General features: G+C 59.2%; 17 protein-coding genes and 1 pseudogene. 14 read left to right on the top strand and 4 right to left on the bottom strand.

All coding sequences use genetic code 11. The features are described from left to right. Window positions 1-18: 18 nt before the first annotated feature. The 4 genes from EB233_RS30330 to EB233_RS30315 all read left to right on the top strand — a co-directional run bounded on the left by EB233_RS30330 (window position 19) and on the right by EB233_RS30315 (window position 4,213). Entirely contained in the window at window positions 19-1,284 is a 1,266-nt protein-coding gene (locus EB233_RS30330; protein ID WP_064987112.1) for a three-Cys-motif partner protein TcmP, read from the top strand. Continuing rightward, window positions 1,281-2,138, top strand: a complete 858-nt coding sequence (locus EB233_RS30325; RefSeq protein WP_244277724.1) for a restriction endonuclease — start codon at window positions 1,281-1,283, stop codon at window positions 2,136-2,138. The genes EB233_RS30330 and EB233_RS30325 overlap by 4 nt, the downstream gene beginning before the upstream one ends. Window positions 2,139-2,365: 227 nt before the next feature. Continuing rightward, entirely contained in the window at window positions 2,366-3,307 is a 942-nt protein-coding gene (locus tag EB233_RS30320) for a restriction endonuclease (RefSeq protein ID WP_064987113.1), read from the top strand. A gap of 9 nt (window positions 3,308-3,316) precedes the next feature. Next, a complete protein-coding gene (locus EB233_RS30315; protein WP_019863324.1) occupies window positions 3,317-4,213 on the top strand; it encodes a bacteriophage abortive infection AbiH family protein in 897 nt (298 codons plus the stop codon). Window positions 4,214-4,538: 325 nt separating this feature from the next. On the opposite strand, the gene EB233_RS30310 is transcribed toward EB233_RS30315, so the two are convergent. Further along, window positions 4,539-4,676, bottom strand: coding sequence for a hypothetical protein (locus tag EB233_RS30310; protein ID WP_155765396.1), 138 nt, complete (start codon window positions 4,674-4,676; stop codon window positions 4,539-4,541). Between EB233_RS30310 and nifH the strand changes: the two genes are divergently transcribed. The 9 genes from nifH (at window position 4,675) to EB233_RS30265 (ending at window position 14,534) form a co-directional block, all read left to right on the top strand. Next, window positions 4,675-5,568 carry a nitrogenase iron protein gene (gene nifH, locus EB233_RS30305; protein ID WP_006331760.1) on the top strand — a complete coding sequence of 298 codons (894 nt, stop codon included), beginning with the start codon at window positions 4,675-4,677 and terminating at the stop codon, window positions 5,566-5,568. The genes EB233_RS30310 and nifH overlap by 2 nt on opposite strands. 104 nt (window positions 5,569-5,672) lie before the next feature. Then, window positions 5,673-7,178, top strand: coding sequence for a nitrogenase molybdenum-iron protein alpha chain (gene nifD / locus EB233_RS30300; protein ID WP_064987114.1), 1,506 nt, complete (start codon window positions 5,673-5,675; stop codon window positions 7,176-7,178). 129 nt (window positions 7,179-7,307) lie between these two features. Then, a complete protein-coding gene (gene nifK, locus EB233_RS30295; protein WP_064987146.1) occupies window positions 7,308-8,849 on the top strand; it encodes a nitrogenase molybdenum-iron protein subunit beta in 1,542 nt (513 codons plus the stop codon). 60 nt (window positions 8,850-8,909) lie between these two features. Next, entirely contained in the window at window positions 8,910-10,400 is a 1,491-nt protein-coding gene (gene nifE, locus EB233_RS30290) for a nitrogenase iron-molybdenum cofactor biosynthesis protein NifE (RefSeq protein WP_019863329.1), read from the top strand. A gap of 9 nt (window positions 10,401-10,409) precedes the next feature. Then, window positions 10,410-11,792: a nitrogenase iron-molybdenum cofactor biosynthesis protein NifN gene (gene nifN / locus EB233_RS30285; protein ID WP_064987115.1), complete on the top strand. Its 1,383-nt coding sequence runs from the start codon at window positions 10,410-10,412 to the stop codon at window positions 11,790-11,792. Then, window positions 11,758-12,255, top strand: a complete 498-nt coding sequence (gene nifX, locus EB233_RS30280; RefSeq protein WP_019863332.1) for a nitrogen fixation protein NifX — start codon at window positions 11,758-11,760, stop codon at window positions 12,253-12,255. Before nifN ends, nifX begins: the two co-directional genes overlap by 35 nt. Before the next feature lie 17 nt (window positions 12,256-12,272). Beyond that, complete coding sequence (locus tag EB233_RS30275) at window positions 12,273-12,752, top strand: NifX-associated nitrogen fixation protein (protein WP_019863333.1); 480 nt, start codon at window positions 12,273-12,275, stop codon at window positions 12,750-12,752. 24 nt (window positions 12,753-12,776) lie between these two features. After that, entirely contained in the window at window positions 12,777-13,562 is a 786-nt protein-coding gene (locus EB233_RS30270; protein ID WP_019863334.1) for a response regulator transcription factor, read from the top strand. 84 nt (window positions 13,563-13,646) lie between these two features. Further along, window positions 13,647-14,534 (top strand): universal stress protein, encoded by an 888-nt coding sequence (locus EB233_RS30265; RefSeq protein WP_064987116.1) that lies wholly within the window; start codon window positions 13,647-13,649, stop codon window positions 14,532-14,534. Between the two features lie 287 nt (window positions 14,535-14,821). Here EB233_RS30265 and EB233_RS30260 read toward each other — a convergent pair whose 3' ends face one another. The 3 genes and pseudogenes from EB233_RS30260 to EB233_RS30250 form a co-directional block, all read right to left on the bottom strand. Further along, window positions 14,822-15,223: a hypothetical protein gene (locus tag EB233_RS30260; protein ID WP_064987147.1), complete on the bottom strand. Its 402-nt coding sequence runs from the start codon at window positions 15,221-15,223 to the stop codon at window positions 14,822-14,824. A 25-nt stretch (window positions 15,224-15,248) separates the two neighbouring features. Then, on the bottom strand, window positions 15,249-15,992 hold the full coding sequence (locus EB233_RS30255; protein ID WP_064987117.1) for an acetoacetate decarboxylase: 744 nt from the start codon (window positions 15,990-15,992) through the stop codon (window positions 15,249-15,251). An 874-nt stretch (window positions 15,993-16,866) separates the two neighbouring features. Continuing rightward, window positions 16,867-17,215 (bottom strand): annotated as a pseudogene (locus EB233_RS30250) (GDP-mannose 4,6-dehydratase); the annotation flags it as partial. Window positions 17,216-17,896: 681 nt separating this feature from the next. On the opposite strand from EB233_RS30250, the gene EB233_RS30245 reads away from it, so the two are divergent. Next, a complete protein-coding gene (locus tag EB233_RS30245; RefSeq protein WP_064987148.1) occupies window positions 17,897-19,201 on the top strand; it encodes a lysine N(6)-hydroxylase/L-ornithine N(5)-oxygenase family protein in 1,305 nt (434 codons plus the stop codon). The last annotated feature ends 532 nt before the right edge of the window (window positions 19,202-19,733 follow it).

The raw sequence follows: 19,733 nt of genomic DNA, 5'->3' as shown, positions 1-19,733 counted from the left end.
TCCGTCGGGGGGAGCAAAGTGGTCGAAAAACGATATGAATGGGCCGACGGAGCAAAGCTGGAGGAACACTCTCGCCGCAAACATAAAATTTTGCGAGAATATGTATTCGACTACCTGACGGTCCGCTGTAGGCTGCCTCAGCAGGAGCGATTTCGCCTCGCGATCGTCGACGGTTTCGCTGGCGGCGGGCGCTACCAGTGCGGCTCACCTGGATCGCCGTTGATTTTCATCGAAGAATTAAAACGAGCAGTCGAGGCTGTGAACACGCAGCGCGCCGTCCAAGGGCTTGGCGCTATCGAAGTCGAATGCCTCCTCGTATTCAACGACGCCAACCGCGATGCGATCGAACTTCTGAAGACGCATGTCGCACCGATGCAAGCAGAGGCTAGCCAGAGCTGCCCCAAGCTGCATCTGCGGGTCGAATATCTGAACGAGTTCTTCGAAGCCGCTTATCCCGATATCAAGAGCCTGTTGGGGCAAGGCCGCTATCGGAGCGTCATCTTCAACCTCGATCAATGCGGTCACAGCCATGTCGAGCGAAACACCATCCTCGACATTATGCACTCTTATCCCGCGGCTGAGATTTTCTACACCTTCGTCATCAGTTCGCTGCTCGCATTCCTTCAAAAGGACCAACCGGAGCGGCTTCGCGCCCAGCTCGATCATCTCGGGCTGACGAGCAACGATATCCAGGCGCTCGATGCGTTAATGAGCCAAAAGGACTGGCTCGGCACAGCCGAGAAAATCGTCTTTGACGCTTTCCGATTGTGCGCCCCCTATGTCAGCCCGTTCTCGATCAATAATCCCGGCGGATGGCGGTACTGGCTGATCCACTTTGCGAATGCCTATCGGGCAAGGCAGGTCTACAACAACATTCTTCACGACAACGCCAGCTTACAGGCACACTTCGGTCGATCCGGCCTCAACATGCTCTCCTACGATCCAAAGCATGATGAAGGCATGCTCTACCTCTTCGACATCAGCGGTCGCGTATCGGCAAAGAACCAGCTTCTCGGAGACATTCCGCGCCTGATCATGGAATGCGGAGACGCCATGCCTGTCATGGACTTCTACGAAAGCATATACAACATTACCCCGGCGCACGCCGACGATGTCCATGCAGCGATCATCGAAAACCCAGACCTTGAGGTGATAACGCCCGCCGGCGGGGAGCGACGGAAGGCCAATACGATTGGCGTTGATGACGTCATCAAAATGAAGAAGCAGATCAGCTTCTTCCCAATGTTCCTGAATGCCGGGACAAAAGGCGGTCCAAAAGAATGACCGCGAACCGACATCGGGATCCCGAATGGCGCGAATTCGAACGCCTGATCGCGCGGATCGAGGCCGACGCAGGCCCCCGGGGGCTGATCGTCAAGTCACCGGATCGTCTGCGTTGCAGGCTCACAGGTCGGCTGAGGGAAGTGGATGCCAGCATTCGTGCCAAAGTCGGCACGACCGAAATGCTTGTCACGATCGAATGTCGACGCAGATCAAGACTGCAGGATGTCACCTGGATCGAGCAGCTAGCCACAAAGAAGTCTTCGATTGGCGCGGATCGAACCATTGCCGTCACTGCATCTGGTTTTTCCCCGGAGGCTCAGATTGCCGCGTCTCATGCGGGCATTTCCCTGCGGAAAATTTCGGAAATTACGGTTGCGGAAATCAACTCGATCTTGTTGCGACTGGACTTTGTGCTCTTTTGGCATAGGGCCTGCGGCATTGCACGGATCGGCATCCGGAGGTTCCGTTCGCTCGATTGGAAAGTTCCCAGTACGCAGGACGTGGATTTTACTTTACCGGAGGATACTGATCCGCTCGCGCCGATCTTTCGCAACACCGAGTCCGACACAACTTGGTCTTTAACTGATCTGTGGCACCAAATCCAAGGGGCTGCAGATCCGTTTGACGGCATTCAAAAGGCGCAACCGCCTGCGTTCCGCAGCGCATGCTTTCCTTATCCCGGCTCAGTCACCCTCACCACCGCCGACGGCCCCTGCGTGCTCGGTGACGTCCTACTGACGGTCGCGCTTTGGATAGAGGCCGAGCAGATCACTCTCGATGCGGCGCACAAGGTCGAGTACGCATCCGACGAGATGGCCGCGATCCAGCGCGTCGAATTCGCCTCGCGCCGGTGAAAAACGAACGATTGGCGCATCTCCCTCCAGATCCCAAAAGACTCCGAGGGTCCAGCCGATCTCCGAACAGGAAGCAATTGGCTTGATGCCGAGAAATAGCGACACACATTGCCTTTTGAAAAACATCGACCAGTTTGTGCCCCCGCCCGACCCTGCACATGCGCAGCAATCGGACAATCTGCTGTGAGGTTCCTGGCTAGGGGCGTGCGTCCCAGGAAAGGATCTCTATGAGTATCGCCCAGACAGTTCGACCGATTCATTTCGAGGATTTCAGTGGGTCCGAGTTCGAACGACTTGTCTTTGCCTATCACCTCTGTGAGGGATGGACCGACCTCGCATGGTACGGCCAGACCGGCAGCGACCAAGGGCGAGACATCGTCGGCACTCGGCCATTCGACGACCGGCCGGACGAACGGACTGTCATTCAATGCGTAAACCGCGCAAGTCTTACTCAGACAAAGGCCGAGAAGGATATGTCAGCGGCAATCGGTGCTGCCTTCGGGCGCCCGGCGACCTTTAAGTTTGTTTGTCGATGCAGCGTCTCCGCTCAGCGGCGGGACGAAGTGAAAGCTGCGGCCAACAAGCTGGGAGTGGCTCGCGTCACGATTTGGTCGGGCTCAGAGTTTGAAGAACATCTGAGGCTCCGCGCCGAGTTCCTCCTTCGACGTCTGGTCGAAGGGGTCCCCTTTCCCGACACCGCGGCTGAACTGCGCGACTTCGTTGACCGGTTCTCGGCTATTACCGATGACCAGACACTGGCGATGCTTGCGCGGGCCTTCGATAGACCGGCCTTTCGAACACCCTTTCAGCAGGAGAGTAACCTTCCAGCCTTCCTACAGGCCGTCGAAGACACCATTCGCGTGCTGAGCACCGGCATCTGGCAAACCCGTGAAGGCGTAGAAATCCATCGCCTTCCCTTGTTGCATCACATCCGTGATCCAAGCGTCCGATCGGCCCTCGAAGCGACGGTGCGTGAACTAGATCACCTTCGTCGCCGCTATAAAACCTTGCTTTCAACCGGTGCGATCAGGCCGTGCGGCTGTGGCGATCCGTCCTGTCCGACCTTCATGTTGACCGATGCCGCTGCCCGGGAAATGGACCGCGCCCGCGATCGCGTCCTTACTGCATTTCGAAAGCCATATCCGAGCTTCAGCGTAACTCTGGAATAAAGCAGGCTGATGAGCGACACGTTATACATCATCGGCAATGGCTTTGACCGCTATCACGATATTCCATCGGATTACCTGGACTTCGGCCGATATCTCAAGCAAGTTGATCTGGCCACCTATCGCGAAGTCGAGACATATTTTGCAGTCGACGACGCGTTCTGGTGGGAATTCGAGGCGAGGCTGGCCGACTTCGATGTCGACACGGTTATTGACTATGCCTCTCAATTTCTCATGTCCTATGGAGCGGAGGACTGGAGTGATTCAGGCCATCACGACTATCAGTATGAACTGAACCGCGTCGTCGAGGCTATTTCTTCTACAATGCGGGCACGGTTCGCCGATTGGATTCGACAGCTTCGCATCCCCGCAGCCAATTCATTCACCGGCAAACCTTTACCGCTCGACCCGACCGCGCGTTATCTCAACTTCAATTATACGCCGACACTTCAGAAGGCCTATGGAATTGCCGATAGCCAGGTTCTGCACATTCACGGGCAAGCCAGTAGCTCTGCTGACCAACTCGTGCTCGGCCATGCATGGCAGCGCACTTTGGCGGACTCCCTCAATCACGGCGTTGATGTCGAGGCTGCGGACACACGCGTCCTTGAGGGCAACAGGATCGTCGACGACTATTTTTCGGCGACGTTCAAGCCGACCCACAAAATCATCCTGCAGCAGCAGCCGTTCTTCCATAGCCTGAGATCAGTGCGTCGAATCCTCGTGATGGGACACTCCCTTTCTGAGGTGGACGCGCCATATCTCGAGGAAATAACCAAGCACATCGACGCAACAACGGTGACGTGGAAGGTTAGTTATCACAGTAATCCAGCGGCGGCGCAGGCTCCAATGTCGGAGCTGGGAATTGATCCTGGTCTTATAAGCCTCGCACGTTTGATCGATTTCTGAACAATTCTGATCCTTTCCACCCCTTTTCAGCGACCAGACCGCTGTGGCTGCCATACGACCCTTGCTTGAGTCCAGGCCTGACCCGCGAAATTATCCGACTTGGCGCCCGATGGCCGCAGCTACAACCTCGACGGGCAAACCGACCAAGTCGGGGTGAAGACGCGAGGGGGCATCTACTTCATCAGATTTTGACAACTAGCTTTCTTCCGGGCTCCGCGGCCGACCAACGGCATCCGACATCTCCTGTCGCCTTTGTCGGGCCCGCGACACAAGTTTATTTAGCCAATTTAATATTTTTGCCAAATGTTAAACAGCTGAAAAGCAATCATAAAATTTCTTCTTCGATCCAGCCGGCCAAATTGGCACGAGTTTTGAAACGATCGGTGCGAGGCGGCGGGATCTGCCGACCGGCATTGAAGTCGCGGTAACCGCTATGGATGGAAAGAAGGAAGGAAAGCAACATGTCAGGTCTGCGTCAGATCGCATTCTACGGAAAGGGAGGCATCGGCAAGTCCACCACCTCCCAAAATACGCTAGCCGCCCTAGTCGACCTCGGACAGAAAATCCTGATCGTCGGCTGCGATCCCAAAGCCGACTCCACCCGCCTGATCCTGAACGCAAAGGCGCAGGATACCGTTCTGCATCTCGCCGCCCAGGAAGGTTCTGTGGAAGACCTTGAACTCCAGGACGTGCTCAAGATCGGCTACAAAGACATCAAGTGTGTGGAGTCCGGCGGCCCCGAGCCGGGTGTCGGCTGCGCCGGCCGCGGCGTCATCACCTCGATCAACTTCCTCGAGGAGAACGGCGCCTATGACAATGTCGACTATGTCTCCTACGACGTGTTGGGCGACGTGGTGTGCGGCGGCTTCGCGATGCCGATCCGCGAAAACAAGGCCCAGGAAATCTACATCGTCATGTCCGGCGAGATGATGGCGCTCTATGCCGCCAACAACATCGCCAAGGGTATCCTGAAATACGCCCATTCGGGTGGCGTGCGGCTCGGCGGGCTGATCTGCAACGAGCGCCAGACCGACCGCGAGCTCGACCTCTCCGAGGCGCTGGCCGCCAGGCTCAATTCCAAGCTCATCCACTTCGTGCCGCGCGACAACATCGTCCAGCACGCCGAACTGAGAAAGATGACGGTAATCCAGTATGCGCCGGACTCCAAACAGGCAGGGGAGTACCGCGCGTTGGCCGAGAAGATCCATGTCAATTCGGGCCAGGGCACCATCCCGACCCCAATCACCATGGAGGAGCTCGAGGATATGCTGCTCGACTTCGGCATCATGAAGACGGACGAGCAAATGCTTGCCGAGCTTCAGGCCAAGGAAGCGAAATTGGCCGTCGCTCAGTAACCGCCGCTACCGACAGGGGGCGCCGAGCGTGACCTGGCGCCCCTTTCTACGAAGCAAGGCCTCGTTGGCGAGGCGTTACCCGAACCTTGAAAGGGGCAGGTCCCATGGGCCTCGACTATGAGAATGACGGCGCTTTGCATGCGAAGCTTATCGAGGACGTGCTGTCCCAATATCCAGACAAGGCGGCGAAGCGTCGCAAGAAGCACCTCAGTGTCGCAACGAGCAAGGACGAGGCCGGTGGGGAGGACAAGGGCCTTTCCGAATGCGATGTTAAATCGAACATCAAATCCATTCCGGGCGTGATGACGATCCGCGGCTGCGCCTATGCCGGCTCCAAGGGCGTGGTGTGGGGTCCAGTCAAGGATATGGTCCACATCTCGCACGGGCCGGTCGGCTGTGGGCACTATTCCTGGTCGCAACGCCGCAACTATTACGTCGGCACGACGGGCATCGACACGTTCGTGACAATGCAGTTCACCTCCGACTTCCAGGAGAAGGACATCGTTTTCGGCGGCGACAAGAAGCTGGAAAAGGTCATCGACGAGATCGAGGGCCTGTTTCCGCTCAATGGCGGCATCTCGGTGCAGTCCGAATGCCCGATCGGGCTGATCGGGGACGATATCGAGGCTGTGTCGCGCAAGAAGGCCAAGGAGCACGAAAAGACGATTGTACCGGTGCGCTGCGAAGGTTTCCGCGGCGTTTCACAATCGCTCGGCCACCACATTGCAAATGATGCGATCCGCGATTGGGTCTTCGACAAGAACGATGTCGCGTTCGAGTCCGGCCCATACGACGTCAACGTCGTCGGCGACTACAACATTGGCGGCGATGCCTGGGCTTCGCGAATCCTGCTCGAGGAGATTGGGCTTCGGGTGGTCGGCAACTGGTCGGGCGACGCCACGCTCGCCGAGATAGAGCGCGCGCCCAAGGCCAAGCTCAACCTGATTCACTGCTACCGGTCGATGAACTACATCTGCCGGCATATGGAGGAAAAATACGGCATCGCCTGGATGGAATACAATTTCTTCGGACCCTCCCAGATCGAGGCCTCCCTGCGCAACATCGCCAAGCATTTCGGTCCGGAAATCGAGGAGAAGACCGAAAAGGTGATCGCCAAGTACCGGCCCTTGGTAGATGCCGTCATCGCCAAGTACCGACCGCGCCTCGAAGGCAATACGGTGATGCTTTATGTCGGCGGCCTGCGCCCCCGTCACGTCATCACTGCCTACGAGGACCTCGGTATGGTGATCGTTGGCACCGGCTACGAGTTCGCCCACAACGACGACTATCAGCGCACCGGCCATTACGTGAAGAATGGCACGCTCGTCTATGACGACGTCACCGGTTATGAGCTGGAGAAGTTCATCGAAGGCATCCGCCCTGATCTCGTTGGCTCCGGTATCAAGGAGAAGTACCCGGTGCAGAAGATGGGCATCCCGTTCCGCCAGATGCACTCCTGGGACTATTCCGGCCCGTACCACGGCTATGACGGCTTCGCCATTTTCGCCCGAGACATGGATCTGGCCATCAACAACCCGGTGTGGGGTCTCTACCGCGCGCCGTGGAAGAAGATGAAGGACGCGCCGCTGAGGGCGGTCGCCGCCGAATGAGGACTGGCCACCCTGCCAGGCAGGGAGGCCGATAAATGCTTGGGGCGCACTCGATCCGCGGGAGGCCCCTTAACGTCTCGATGTCCCTGTGCTGCCGCTTGGCGCGGCCAGATGGAAAAGGTGACCACCATGCCGCAATCGGCCGAAAAAGTTCTCGACCATGCTCCCCTGTTCCGCGAGCCGGAATACAGACAAATGCTTGCCGAGAAGAAGCTGAATTTCGAATGTCCGCACCCTGATCAGATCGTCACCGATCAACGCGAATTGACCAAAACTTGGGAATACCGCGAAAAGAACCTCGCTCGCGAGGCGCTTGTCATAAACCCCGCCAAGGCCTGCCAGCCGCTCGGTGCCGTGTTCGCGGCCGCGGGGTTCGAGAAGACCATGTCGTTCGTTCACGGTAGCCAGGGCTGCGTTGCCTACTACCGCTCGCATCTGTCGCGACATTTCAAGGAGCCTTCGTCAGCGGTTTCCTCCTCGATGACCGAGGACGCGGCAGTGTTTGGCGGCCTGAAGAACATGGTCGACGGGCTCGCCAATACCTACAAGCTCTACGACCCCAAGATGATCGCCGTCTCGACCACCTGCATGGCCGAAGTCATTGGCGACGACCTGCGGAGCTTCATAGAGAACGCCAAGAACGAAGGCTCGGTCCCCTGCGACTTCGACGTGCCTTTCGCACATACGCCTGCCTTCGTCGGCAGCCATGTCGATGGCTATGACGGCATGGTCAAGGGCGTGCTCGAGCATTTCTGGAAGGGCAGCGAGCGCTCGCAAGCCGCTGGGACCATCAACATCATTCCAGGCTTCGACGGATTCTGCGTCGGAAACAATCGGGAACTCAAGCGCCTCCTCGACCTGATGGGTGTCACCTATACCGTCATTCAGGACGCCTCAGACCAGTTCGACACGCCGTCGGACGGCGAATACCGCATGTATGACGGTGGCACCAAGATCGAAGACCTGAAAGGGGCACTCAACGCGGAGGCGACACTGTCGCTGCAGCATTACAACACCCGCAAGACGTTGGAATATTGCAACGAGGTCGGGCAGGCGACGGCATCCTTCCACTATCCGCTGGGTGTCCAGGCGACCGACGAATTCCTGATGAAGGTCTCGGCGATTTCCGGCCAGGAGATCCCCGAGTCAATCCGGATGGAGCGCGGCCGACTGGTTGACGCCATGGCGGACAGCCAGTCATGGCTGCACGGCAAGAAGTACGCAATCTATGGCGATCCCGACTTCGTCTACGCCATGGCCCGCTTCGTCATGGAGACCGGCGGCGAGCCGACACATTGCCTCGCGACCAACGGCACATCGGCCTGGGAGGCCGAGATGAAGGAATTGCTTGCATCCTCGTCCTTCGGCCAGGATGCCCAGATCTGGGCGGGCAAGGATCTCTGGGCGATGCGTTCGCTGCTGTTTACAGAGCCGGTGGACCTGCTGATCGGCAATTCCTATGGCAAGTATCTGGAACGCGACACCGGCACGCCGCTGATCCGGCTGATGTTTCCAATCTTCGACCGGCACCATCACCATCGCTTTCCCCTCATGGGCTACCAGGGTGGATTACGCGTGCTGACGACGATCCTCGACAAGATATTCGACAAGCTCGATCGCGAGACGAGCGAAACGGGCGTGACGGACTATTCCTATGACCTCACCCGCTAAGTCCGTGCCGGCTTTTCGTCGAGGCCGTCCATTGCCCAATGGACTTCGGAGACTGACGCAATGACCTCGCTCAGTGCCAAGATCCAGGACGTTTTCGACGAGCCCGCCTGCGATACCAACCGCGGCAAGGATGCCAAGGCGCGCAAGGAGGGCTGCTCGAAGCCGCTGACCCCCGGGGCGGCAGCCGGCGGCTGCGCCTTTGACGGCGCCAAGATCGTCCTGCAGCCAATCACCGACGTTGCGCACCTGGTCCATGCGCCGCTCGCCTGCGAGGGCAATTCCTGGGACAACAGAGGCGCAGCTTCGTCCGGGCCAACCCTGTGGCGCACAAGCTTCACAACCGACCTCACCGAACTCGACGTCGTGATGGGGCGGGGCGAGCGGAAGCTCTTCAGGGCGATCCGCGAGATCAAGGAAACATATGCGCCGCCGGCAGTCTTCGTCTATTCGACCTGCGTGACGGCGCTGATCGGCGACGACATCGAGGCCGTGTGCAAACGCGCGGCCGAAAAATTCGGCTTGGCCGTGGTGCCGATCAATGCGCCGGGCTTGGCCGGCTCCAAGAACCTCGGCAACAAACTCGCCGCCGAAGCGTTGCTCGATCATGTCATCGGCACGGTGGAACCCGACGACGCCGGGCCCTACGACATCAACATCCTTGGCGAATTCAACCTCTCGGGCGAATTCTGGCTCGTGAAGCCGCTGCTTGATCGGCTCGGCATCCGGGTGCGCGCCTGCATTCCGGGCGATGCGCGTTACCTTGACGTTGCATCCGCGCACCGCGCCCGGGCGGCTATGATGGTGTGCTCGAGCGCACTCATCAATCTGGCACGCAAGATGGAGGAGCGCTGGGACATCCCGTTCTTCGAGGGCTCCTTCTACGGCATAACCGATACGTCGGAAGCACTTCGCAACATTGCTGAGCTGCTGGTGAGGAAGGGCGCCGATGCGGAGATCCTCGATCGCACAGACACGCTGATTGCTGAGCAGGAAGCGATTGCGTGGAAGAAGCTCGAGGCCTACCGCCGGCGGCTTCAAGGCAAGCGGGTGCTGCTCAATACAGGCGGTGTGAAGTCCTGGTCAGTCGTTCACGCGCTGATGGAGACCGGCATGGAGATCGTTGGCACCTCTGTCAAGAAATCCACGGTCGAAGACAAGGAGCGGATCAAACGGATCCTCAAGGACGAAAACCACATGTTCGAGCAGATGGCAGCGCGCGATCTTTACGCCATGCTCTCAAACCACAAGGCCGACATCATGCTGTCGGGCGGGCGCACGCAATTCATCGCGCTGAAGGCCAAGACACCCTGGCTCGATATCAACCAGGAGCGCCAACATCCTTATGCCGGCTATGACGGCATGGTGGAACTTGTACGGCAGATCGACCTCGCCATTCACAACCCGATCTGGGGTCAGGTACGGGAGCCGGCGCCGTGGGATTGCCCGCCTGCTTTGGAGGACGATCTGGCGAGCACGAAGAACGGGACCGCGACTGTGAATGCTTTCAATGAATTCGCTGGCGCGACGGCTCACCGCTTCGACAACCGTTGAGGAAATCCGATGGTCCGCATCCTTCGCAAAATCAAATCAGCGGCGGTCAATCCGCTGAAGTCGTCGCAGCCACTGGGTGCCGCCTTCGCTTTTCTTGGAGTCGACGGTGCGATGCCCCTGTTCCACGGCAGCCAAGGCTGCACCAGCTTCGCCCTCGTGCTCTTCGTGCGGCATTTCAAGGAAGCGATCCCCTTGCAGACAACGGCGATGGACGAGGTGGCAACTATACTCGGCGGAGCGGATCATCTGGAAGAGGCGATCCTCAACCTCAAAACCCGCACAAAGCCAAAGCTGATAGGGGTGTGCACGACCGCGCTGGTGGAGACCCGTGGCGAAGATTGCGCGAGTGATATCGCCAACGTCAAGCTGAAGCACGTGGAAGAGCTCGCGGGTACGGAGGTCGTGCTGGCCAACACGCCAGATTTTGACGGCGCGATCGAAGAAGGCTGGGCCAAGGCTGTCGCGGCGATGATCGAAGGGATTACACGGTCGGGCGCACGGACCCGGCACCCGAAGAAGATCGCGATCCTGCCCGGATGCAACCTCACTGTCGCTGACGTCGAGCATTTGCGTGACATGGTTGAAAGCTTTGGGCTCAAGCCGGTTGTTCTGCCGGACGTCTCCGGCTCTCTCGACGGCACGGTTCCCGACCGCTGGGTAACGACTACCTATGGCGGCACCAGCGTCGAGGAAATCCGCGAGCTTGGCACGGCCGCGCAATGCATCGTCATCGGCGAGCACATGCGCCACCCTGCGAAAGTGCTGCACGGGTTGACCGGCGTGCCGTTCGCGGTGTTCCAGTCGCTGACCGGATTGAGGGCTGTCGACCGGTTCGTCTCGCTGCTATCGGCGGTTTCGGGCGCGGCGGTGCCGGCCCAGGTGCGCCGTCACCGGGCGCAATTGCAGGATGCGTTGCTCGACGGACATTTCCATTTCGGAGGCAAGAGAATTGCGATCGCTGCTGAACCAGACCAACTCTATCAACTCGCAACCTTCTTCACCGACATGGGCTGCGACATCGCGGCGGCGGTCACGACGACCGATATGTCGAAGATTCTGCAAAAAGTACCGGCGGAGTGGGTTCAGATCGGCGATCTCGGCGATTTGGAAGCTCTTGCAGCGGGCGCGGATCTTCTCGTAGCACATTCCCACGGTCGCCAGGCGTCGCAACGCCTTGGGATTCCGCTCATGCGCGTCGGCTTCCCGATCTTTGACCGGCTGGGCAGCCAGCACAAGCTCACAATCCTGTATCGGGGGACCCGCGACCTGATCTTCGATGTTGCCAATATCTTCCAGGCCAACCAGCGCGCGCCGACACCTGAGGCGCTTGACCCATTCCGTAACCGAGAAATGCCAGATGAGCTCCGTTCGTCGCCTCTCACTCGTCACTGACGAGGTTCACGCACCGATGCCTGAACGACGAGCAGGCGCATTGCGCGTAGCCATCGCCACGCAAGACATGAAGGGTCTCAATGCCCATTTCGGGTCGGCCAAGCGCTTTGCTGTCTACGACGTGACGCGCGAGGAGTGGCATCTCGTGGAAGCCGTGGCCTTCGATGACGTTTCCGATGAGAGCGGGAAGCGTCGGACCGAGGGCGATGACCGCATCACGCCGAAGGTGGAGGCGCTGAGGGGATGCCACCTGCTGTTTTGTCTGGCCATCGGCGGGCCTTCGGCAGCCAAGGTTGTTTCGGCAAAAATCCATCCCATCAAGGTGCCGCAGCCACAAACCATCCAAGAGGTGCTGTTGCGCACTCAGATGATGCTGAGGACATGTCCTCCGCCCTGGCTGCGAAAGGTGCTGGCCGAAGCCGGTGTCGCCGAAAAGAAACCCTCCTTCGAGGACGAGGACTGAAACGAGGAAAGAGCAAAATGTTTGAAGTCGCGATCAGCCCTGCTGTCAACGATGACGAGGCGGCCCTTGCCAGCCCGTTCGTCAAATGCCTCGTGCGGCTGATCCGTGCTCAAGATACCCACGGGTCGTGGGACGGCAAAGCGGACGCCGAGTTGCTGGCCGACTTCATCGTCAGCAAGGAACAGCGCCGGACGATTCCAATCATCGGCGATCCCGATCCGGACGTGCTGTGGAGGCTCGACAAGTTTTACACTGCCGTCGCCCTTGCGATCGAGGAGCGCTCCGGCCTGATGGCATCGCCGATGATCGAAATGAGCCATGAGGGCTTCGGGCGCGTGCTTTTCACCGCCGGGCGGCTGGTCGTTCTATCCAAGACCCTGCGCGACGTCCATCGGTTCGGCTTCGAGACGTTCTGCAAAGTCGCCGCGGCCGGTACGAAACTGGCCGACGATGCTATCGCAGCCATCGACGCCTATCCCGAGGTGGCACGGGCATGAAACCGATTTTCGAGCAAGAGGATCATGTCAGGCCTTGAGGAGCCGCGACGGCCAGCCTACGCGGCCGACGCAGTCGAGGCCAATTTGGTTCTCGGGGTAGCGCTGATGAAGCCACTCGTCCTGATCTGTTCGCAAGATGCGGAGTTCTATCTGTTCCTCAGCCACATACTGGAGGTGGACGGCTTCGCCAGTGAGCCGGCAGGTGGCGCGAAGGAAGCACTTGCAATGGCCGACGAACGGGAATTCCAGGCCGTGGTGCTGGACTGCGGTCCAACGAGCCTTACCGGGTCCGCAATCTGCGCCCGGCTCAAGCGCGAGCCCCAGACCGGCGGCCTGCCCATCATTGCCCTGATCGCGCCCGGCGCCGAGAACCAGCAACTCGATCTGTTGAAGGCCGGCATTGACGAGAGCTTTGTACGGCCAATGGCGCCGGCCAAGCTGCTCGATTGTTTGCGGACGAGGCTGGCGCTGCCGAAGCCGGGTTCAAACGGGATTGAAAACGGCAGCTGGCTTTCCTGTGGCACCCTTGAGATGAAGCTCGATGCCCACCGGGTTTGCGGCAATGGCCATGACATCCATCTCGGACCGATCGAGTTCAACGTGCTGCGGCATTTGCTCGAGGCTCCCGGCAAGGTCTTCAGCCGGGACGAGTTGATCGGCGCGGCCTGGCCGGCCAATATCCACGTCGGTGTACGCACAGTCGATGTCCATATCAGTCGGCTCAGAAAGGCGCTGGAGACGGCCTCGACCGGCATCGTCATCCGTACCGTCAGGTCGGCCGGCTACTCGCTCGAGAAGCCGGACGGCTGAATCAAGTGCCGGGTGTGGTGCCCTCTTTTCCTCGGTCTTGCGGCCTGAAACGCCCTCAACGAATACTCAGGAAGAAGCAGGAAAATGGGCTTTAAAACCGTACTCTGTTTGACCGGCGCCGACCATTCCGATCAGGACGTCACAACTGCTGCCGGCTTGTGTGCGGAAATCGGTGCGTACCTTTCCGTACTGATCATGCCCCCTCCGACGCTCCTTATGTCGCATCGGCGGATCGAGGATGGTGTCCCCGAGTGGCCGATAGGACGTGGACAGGCAATTACCAGATTGAACGATCGGTTTCGGCAAATCGATCGATTTACACAGGACGCGGCCAGACTGGAAAAACGCTCCAGAGATATTCAGAAACTGCTGGAATCTATGTCGCTCGCCTATGACGTTGACACCGACTATTACGGTCGGGCCAGCCTCGGTGAAGTGGCACGACAGCGGGCGCTCTGCGCCGACCTCACTATCATCGGACCGGGGCTCCTCAACGACGAGAATCTCGGACCTCCTGTGGTCAACGGCTGCTTGTTTGATACCGGAAGGCCGGTGCTCGTTGTGCCGGAGGGCGCTGAGGCGACGCTGTCGCCACGGCGCGTCCTAGTCGGTTGGGATTCCCGAGCAGAGGCGTCCCGTGCGGTTCGAGAAGCGCTGGGTCTCCTATGCCTTGCTGAGGAAGTTCGTGTCGCCCTGGTCGATCCGAAGGCCAACGACAACGGGAACCGCGCGGAACCTGGAGCCGACATCGCTGCCTATCTCACTCGGCACGGTGCTCGGGTGTCGGTTGACGTACTGCCAAGTGCCGGCAAATCGGCGGCCACGGTGCTTGCGCAGCACGCAACCGACACGTCTGCCGACATGATAGTCATGGGCGCTTATGGCAGCCGCCGGCTGCGTGAGCGGCTCTTCGGCGGAGTGACGAGATGGATAGTCGAAAAGCCGCCATTGCCGCTGTTTTTGGCTCGCTGACGGTTTTGGACCCGCACCGATGCTGTTCAAAGCTCTACTGTGACGCCTGCATTCATTCGTAGATGGGCTCCATCGAAATAATCGATTTTACGAAGAGTAACGAACATGAAAAGCATTGCTCGGGAGGCGACGCCCGCCGGAAATCTCTTCAGTCATGCGCAAGGCGGAAGGTAGAACGGAGTCCTCCCCAGTTCTGATGCCCAGGGTATGCGCCGGCACGTCGTTGGCGATCGATCACGCATCGGCCGACGAGGCTGCTCGTTCCACGAAAAGCGACAAGCGCGAGCTCAATGGGCAACCTCGTCGGGATCGAAAAGAGCGCTAAACCGGGTTGCTAGATCAATCCAGGGTGCCGCGTCGCCGCTCTCTGAAGCTATTCGAACGACCGCCGCCAGATAATCGGTAAAAGCCTTCAGTCTTATGGCGCCTTGCTCTGAGAGGCAGTCAATGGCGTCAAGCCGCTGGTAAACGGCAGCGAGCATATGTTGCACCAAAAGCAGGGAGGATGGGCAAGGGCAATCGCTCTTACTCGCGAGACGCCTGCACTCGCCGCAAAGCGGCGGAATGTCCTCTAAGGCTAGGTCGCTGGAAAGACGTTGTATGAGATTGTCAGTGGCGTTCCTTGTCGAGAAGTCGGCCACCAGCTCCCCATCGCGTTGGTTCAATGAGATATCACTGTAAAAGTTCATGGTTTCTTCCTTTCCGATGGCGAGGCTAGGCTTGCGCGAGATAGTCGTGGACAACCTTCCCGAGCGCGAGCGTGAGATCTGCAACGAGGTGTACTGCCGAGACTACTTCCAACACCGGCAGTTCGGCGACGGGGGCAAGCGCGTGCGACCAGAGGTTCAGGGCTGCCGGGCCGGTCCAGGCGCCCCTCAGATGGACGTCCTCTAGATGATATTCCACGAGCTCACAGATGCGCGGCGTGCCGTCGACATGCGGGATAATCTTGAGGAGGAAGTTCGGTTCAGCGAGCGAGGCCCTCACGCTCGCGAGGTCGGCGGCTCGGTGCTTGTAGCCCATGGTACCCGTCGCGACGCGGACCGGCCCGTAGTCCAGCGTGCCAACGAGGGTATCCGTCTCCGTTCGGAGCGTTGGGCTAGCGAGCTTCTTGGGAAAGCCCCACAACTCGCGTCCGCCCGCTATCGGCGGATGGTCGTCGAGAAACATGCAGAGGGTGTAGCTCCCCCTGCGGCCACAGAAGGAGACAGGGATGACCTGTCCGCCTTCCGTGTAGTCGCCGAAGCCCGTCGAGTCCGGCATGCGAATGAACTCGAATTTGACCAGAGGCTCGCACACGTGAAGCGGCTCCGGCACGATGTAGCGCAGTTTCTGCGGATCGGTGCGATATGTGATGATCAGATACTCCCGGTTGCGGAAGCGATATGGGCCGGCCGGGTAGGCCGGGCTGGTCAGGGGCATGGCGAAAGCTCTCCCGCGGACGGTATCTTGGTGCATGTTTTGAAATTCCTTAGTGCTGGATCAAGTGGCCCCAGATCGGTCTGCATGATGGCGGCGAGGCTCTCCGAGGTGCTGTCGTAGCCTCGTAAGGGATGCACGGCGCAATCGCGCGTAGCCATTTTGCGCTGGGCAATTGCCCTGGGGCGCGATCATTGGCGATGGTCGCGGACGCGGTTCCATGACTGCGGTTGTGGTCGAGAGGCAAGATTCGAGGCAAAGTCATTTTGTTCCTCATTTGAAGGCGCTGCTTCCCGTCTGCCCTCGTGGCTGAAGGAGGTAGAGTGGCGGCCAGCTCGGATTTCTCCTCATGACCGGGTTTGCGGATCGAGGTGCATGCGCCATGCCAAATGAGAAATCGCCGAGGCCCGCAGGACAGACGGCCTCAGCGAGCCAGTCGAGAGAGAAGGTCTTCGCCTCACGCGGATCAGATACGAATTCCCGAGCACTGCGGTGATGTAGCAAGAAGGCCTGCGACGCCACCAAACCTCTGTCGCGAAAATATGGAGGTGACGCGGTATCCGCGGTCTAGCGAGACGAGAGCAGCATCCGGCAGCACGCACTCAACGGCCTGTTCTCATTGCCGGCTTCAGGAGAAAAGATCAGCTATGAGCCGACAGGCAATCGCTGCACTCGGCGGTCAGGCCGTGTAGATCTTCCGCGCACACAGCCGGCGCCTAAATGATGCTAGATGATGAGCCGACGCCAACATTACCGCAGGGGAGACAGCCAAGTCTGTCCTCCAGCGTCTGACGATGAGTGATGCATGTCCAAAAGCTGACAGCGACAAAAAACATGTCTGGTCCAAAACCACCGGCCGCCTTGGGCATGAGGTTCTCGAAGCCTACTCATGCAGTTTGCTGCGGCAGAGCCCCTCGCGGTAGCTCATGGTGATCCAGTAGGCGTAGAGCTTCGCGCCCGCATAGGGCGAGCGTGGATAAAACGGAGTGGTCTCCTGCTGCGGGACGCCCTGGACCGAACCAAAGAGTTCGGAAGTTGATGCCTGGTAGAAGCTTTTTTCTCAAGACGAAGAACGCGGAACGTTTCCAGCAGCGCAGCGTGCCGAGCGCATCGGCATTGGCGGTGTATTCAGGGGTCTCGAAGGAGACCTCAACGTGGCTTTGCGCAGCCAGATTGTAGATTTCGTCGGGCTGCGTTTCCTGCCGGAGACGGATGAGGTTTGTCGCATCCGTCATGTCGCCGTAATGCAGGACCATGTCGGGATAGTCCCTCCTGAGGATCTTGATAACGGAAATTCCTTTTCAAGGGAGCGACACTCGGCGCCGAGGCCATTCCTCGATGACGTCCGTGTGGAAAGGGTCAAGAGCGCCTAAAACGCTATGAAGTCGAAAGTACGATTACGTGCAAAATCGGCGCCGGTGCAAGGTTTCGGCCTCAATGTCGGATACTCGACAGGATTGCAAACCTGCCTTCCGTTGCTTTTGTTGATGTTTTGCTGTGGCACGTTCGATGCAGGGGACCTCCCGAAAGCAGCAGCGGATGTCTTCTATGATCAAACCCACGGAAAAATGCTGTCGCCGCACTCATGACCGCGCCCTCGCTAGTCGCCAAGCAGGCCGAAGGTCGGCTGGTCACGGTCGACGCGGGCAACTGAGTCCAATTGCAATGAGGGGCAGGCTGCGAAAGCATGTCACTGACCACACGGGGGTTATCGTGGCGGGATTCTCGATGCCAGCCACGCGCAACATGTCACCGGCATGAGTGCCGATCTCATCAGAGAGCCGGAATCCGCGGGCGTCACACCCGACGATACGAACGCGCGGACAAGCTGTCGCAAGTCCGGCGGTGTCGACGATGAGTTCGCGGAGGGGAGGCCCAACGGCTATGGCCGACATTCGCCGCATACAGCGCCTGAATGGGACACATCAGTAGGAGTAAGACAACTGGAGCTCTCTTGCATTGGGATCGGTGCTGGTCCGTCCAATTTGAGCCTTGCGTGTCAAATCCATGAGCAGGTTGGGCACGGGGCACTGTTCTTGGATCGGCAAGTCGACTTCCGCTGGCATCCAGGCAGCGCATTCGAGTCCTCAGAACTCCAGGTCAGCCACTTCAAGGATCTGGTCACGCTGGTGGATCCGCGGTCAGCCTATACTTTCATAAATTTTCTGCACGAGAACGGGCGTCTGTACCACTTCCTGAATGCACAGTTCGATTCTGTGTTCAGGGCTGAGTTCGGACAATACCTGAACTGGGCGTTCCGTAGGAACCCACTTGTCCGCGGCGGCGAGACTGTCCACGAGATACGGTATGATGGCGAGTTTCGGGTGCGGACGGACGACGCGGTGCTTAGTGCCAGAGACCTGGTGGTCGGCATCGGCAAGCAAGCGCGGATTCCACCTCAATTTCAGGGCTGGATCGGACGCAACCTGTTCCATTCATCCGATATGCTGCACATCCATCCTGAGGTGCGGCAAAAACATATTTGCGTCGTTGGTGGAGGCCAGTCGGGAGCCGAGGTGCTGTTGCATCTGGTAGGTGGGGCAAGAGAACGGCGGCCTGCCTCGATCACCTGGGTCTCGCAGCGCGAAAACTACCTGCCCCTCGACAACAGCCCGTTCACAAACGAGTTGTTCATGCCCTGTTTTTCGGATCGTTTTGCGGCAATGAGCCAGACGCAGCGCAAGCTGTTCCTGCGGCGTTTCGTGCTTGCCTCGGATGGTATTTCGGATCGCACTTTGCGCGCCGTCTACCAGGCGCTGTATCGCCATGAATTTCTTGAGCCAGCCCCATGTGACATCGCACTGCGGCCGGGTTGCAACGTTTCACGCTGCATCAACGACGGCGCCGGTCATAACTTGACGCTGCAGCGCGGCTTGGGCGACGTCGAAGAAGTCACGGCCGACATTGTCATCCTGGCCACCGGTTACGAGAACGCTGTGCCAAGCTTTTTGGAACCGATGGCGGATCGGCTGCAACAGACCGACAATGAGTTGGTCATCAACGAGGATTTTTCGGTTTGCTGGGACGGACCGCGCGACAGACGCATCTTCGTACAGAACGCCAATCCCGGGCAGCGCGGGCTGGCCGATCCGAACCTAAGCCTGCTGGCCTGGCGAGCTCGCCGCATTCTTGACAGCCTTCTACAGCGCGCGCCGTGCGCGAAGCCCGAGCATCCTGGCTTTATCAGCCGTACCTCCGTCGAAAGCTGGCCCGACCCGGTAGCCGAAGAAATGGGCAGGGGGATATGAGTCATCGACTACTGATCATCGGCGGTGGCATCCAAGGAATGATGTCCGCCTCCGCTGCGGCGACGGCCGGAGCCCCCTCCGAACTCATCGTGAGTGAACCTGCCCTTGGACCTATGGGCGCATCGCTTTATTCTGCGGGCGTCCATTTGCCCCACGGTCGTCGAAACCGTACCAGGTCGCTCACAGTGACCCTGGCGGCCATGACTGCGTCGGCCGTCAGGGGAGGCTTCCGGCCCGTAGCGATGCGTGTGGTGGCCGGACCGGGTGATGTAAGTGATCGGGACCAGCTTAGGGAACCCCTGGACCCAGCTTGGCCTGGGATTGGCAGTCTAGCGCCGAACTTCTGCGGACAATACCCGTTTTTGGAGCATCGATGGACTCGATGCCGACGTGCCCTCCCTGATCGCCCCGAACGGAACTTGTCGCAAAGGTTCGCGTGGCGCGGCTTGCGTCGCGTCAGGCTGCACGAAAGGTCGTCCATCGGGCAGTCGCACCATCAACAGCATGTTCGGCGGTGACTACTATGCAGACG

It is taken from the genome of Mesorhizobium erdmanii, from assembly GCF_013170725.1.
Classification (GTDB): domain Bacteria; phylum Pseudomonadota; class Alphaproteobacteria; order Rhizobiales; family Rhizobiaceae; genus Mesorhizobium; species Mesorhizobium erdmanii.
This window is presented reverse-complemented; position numbering and strand designations above follow the sequence as displayed.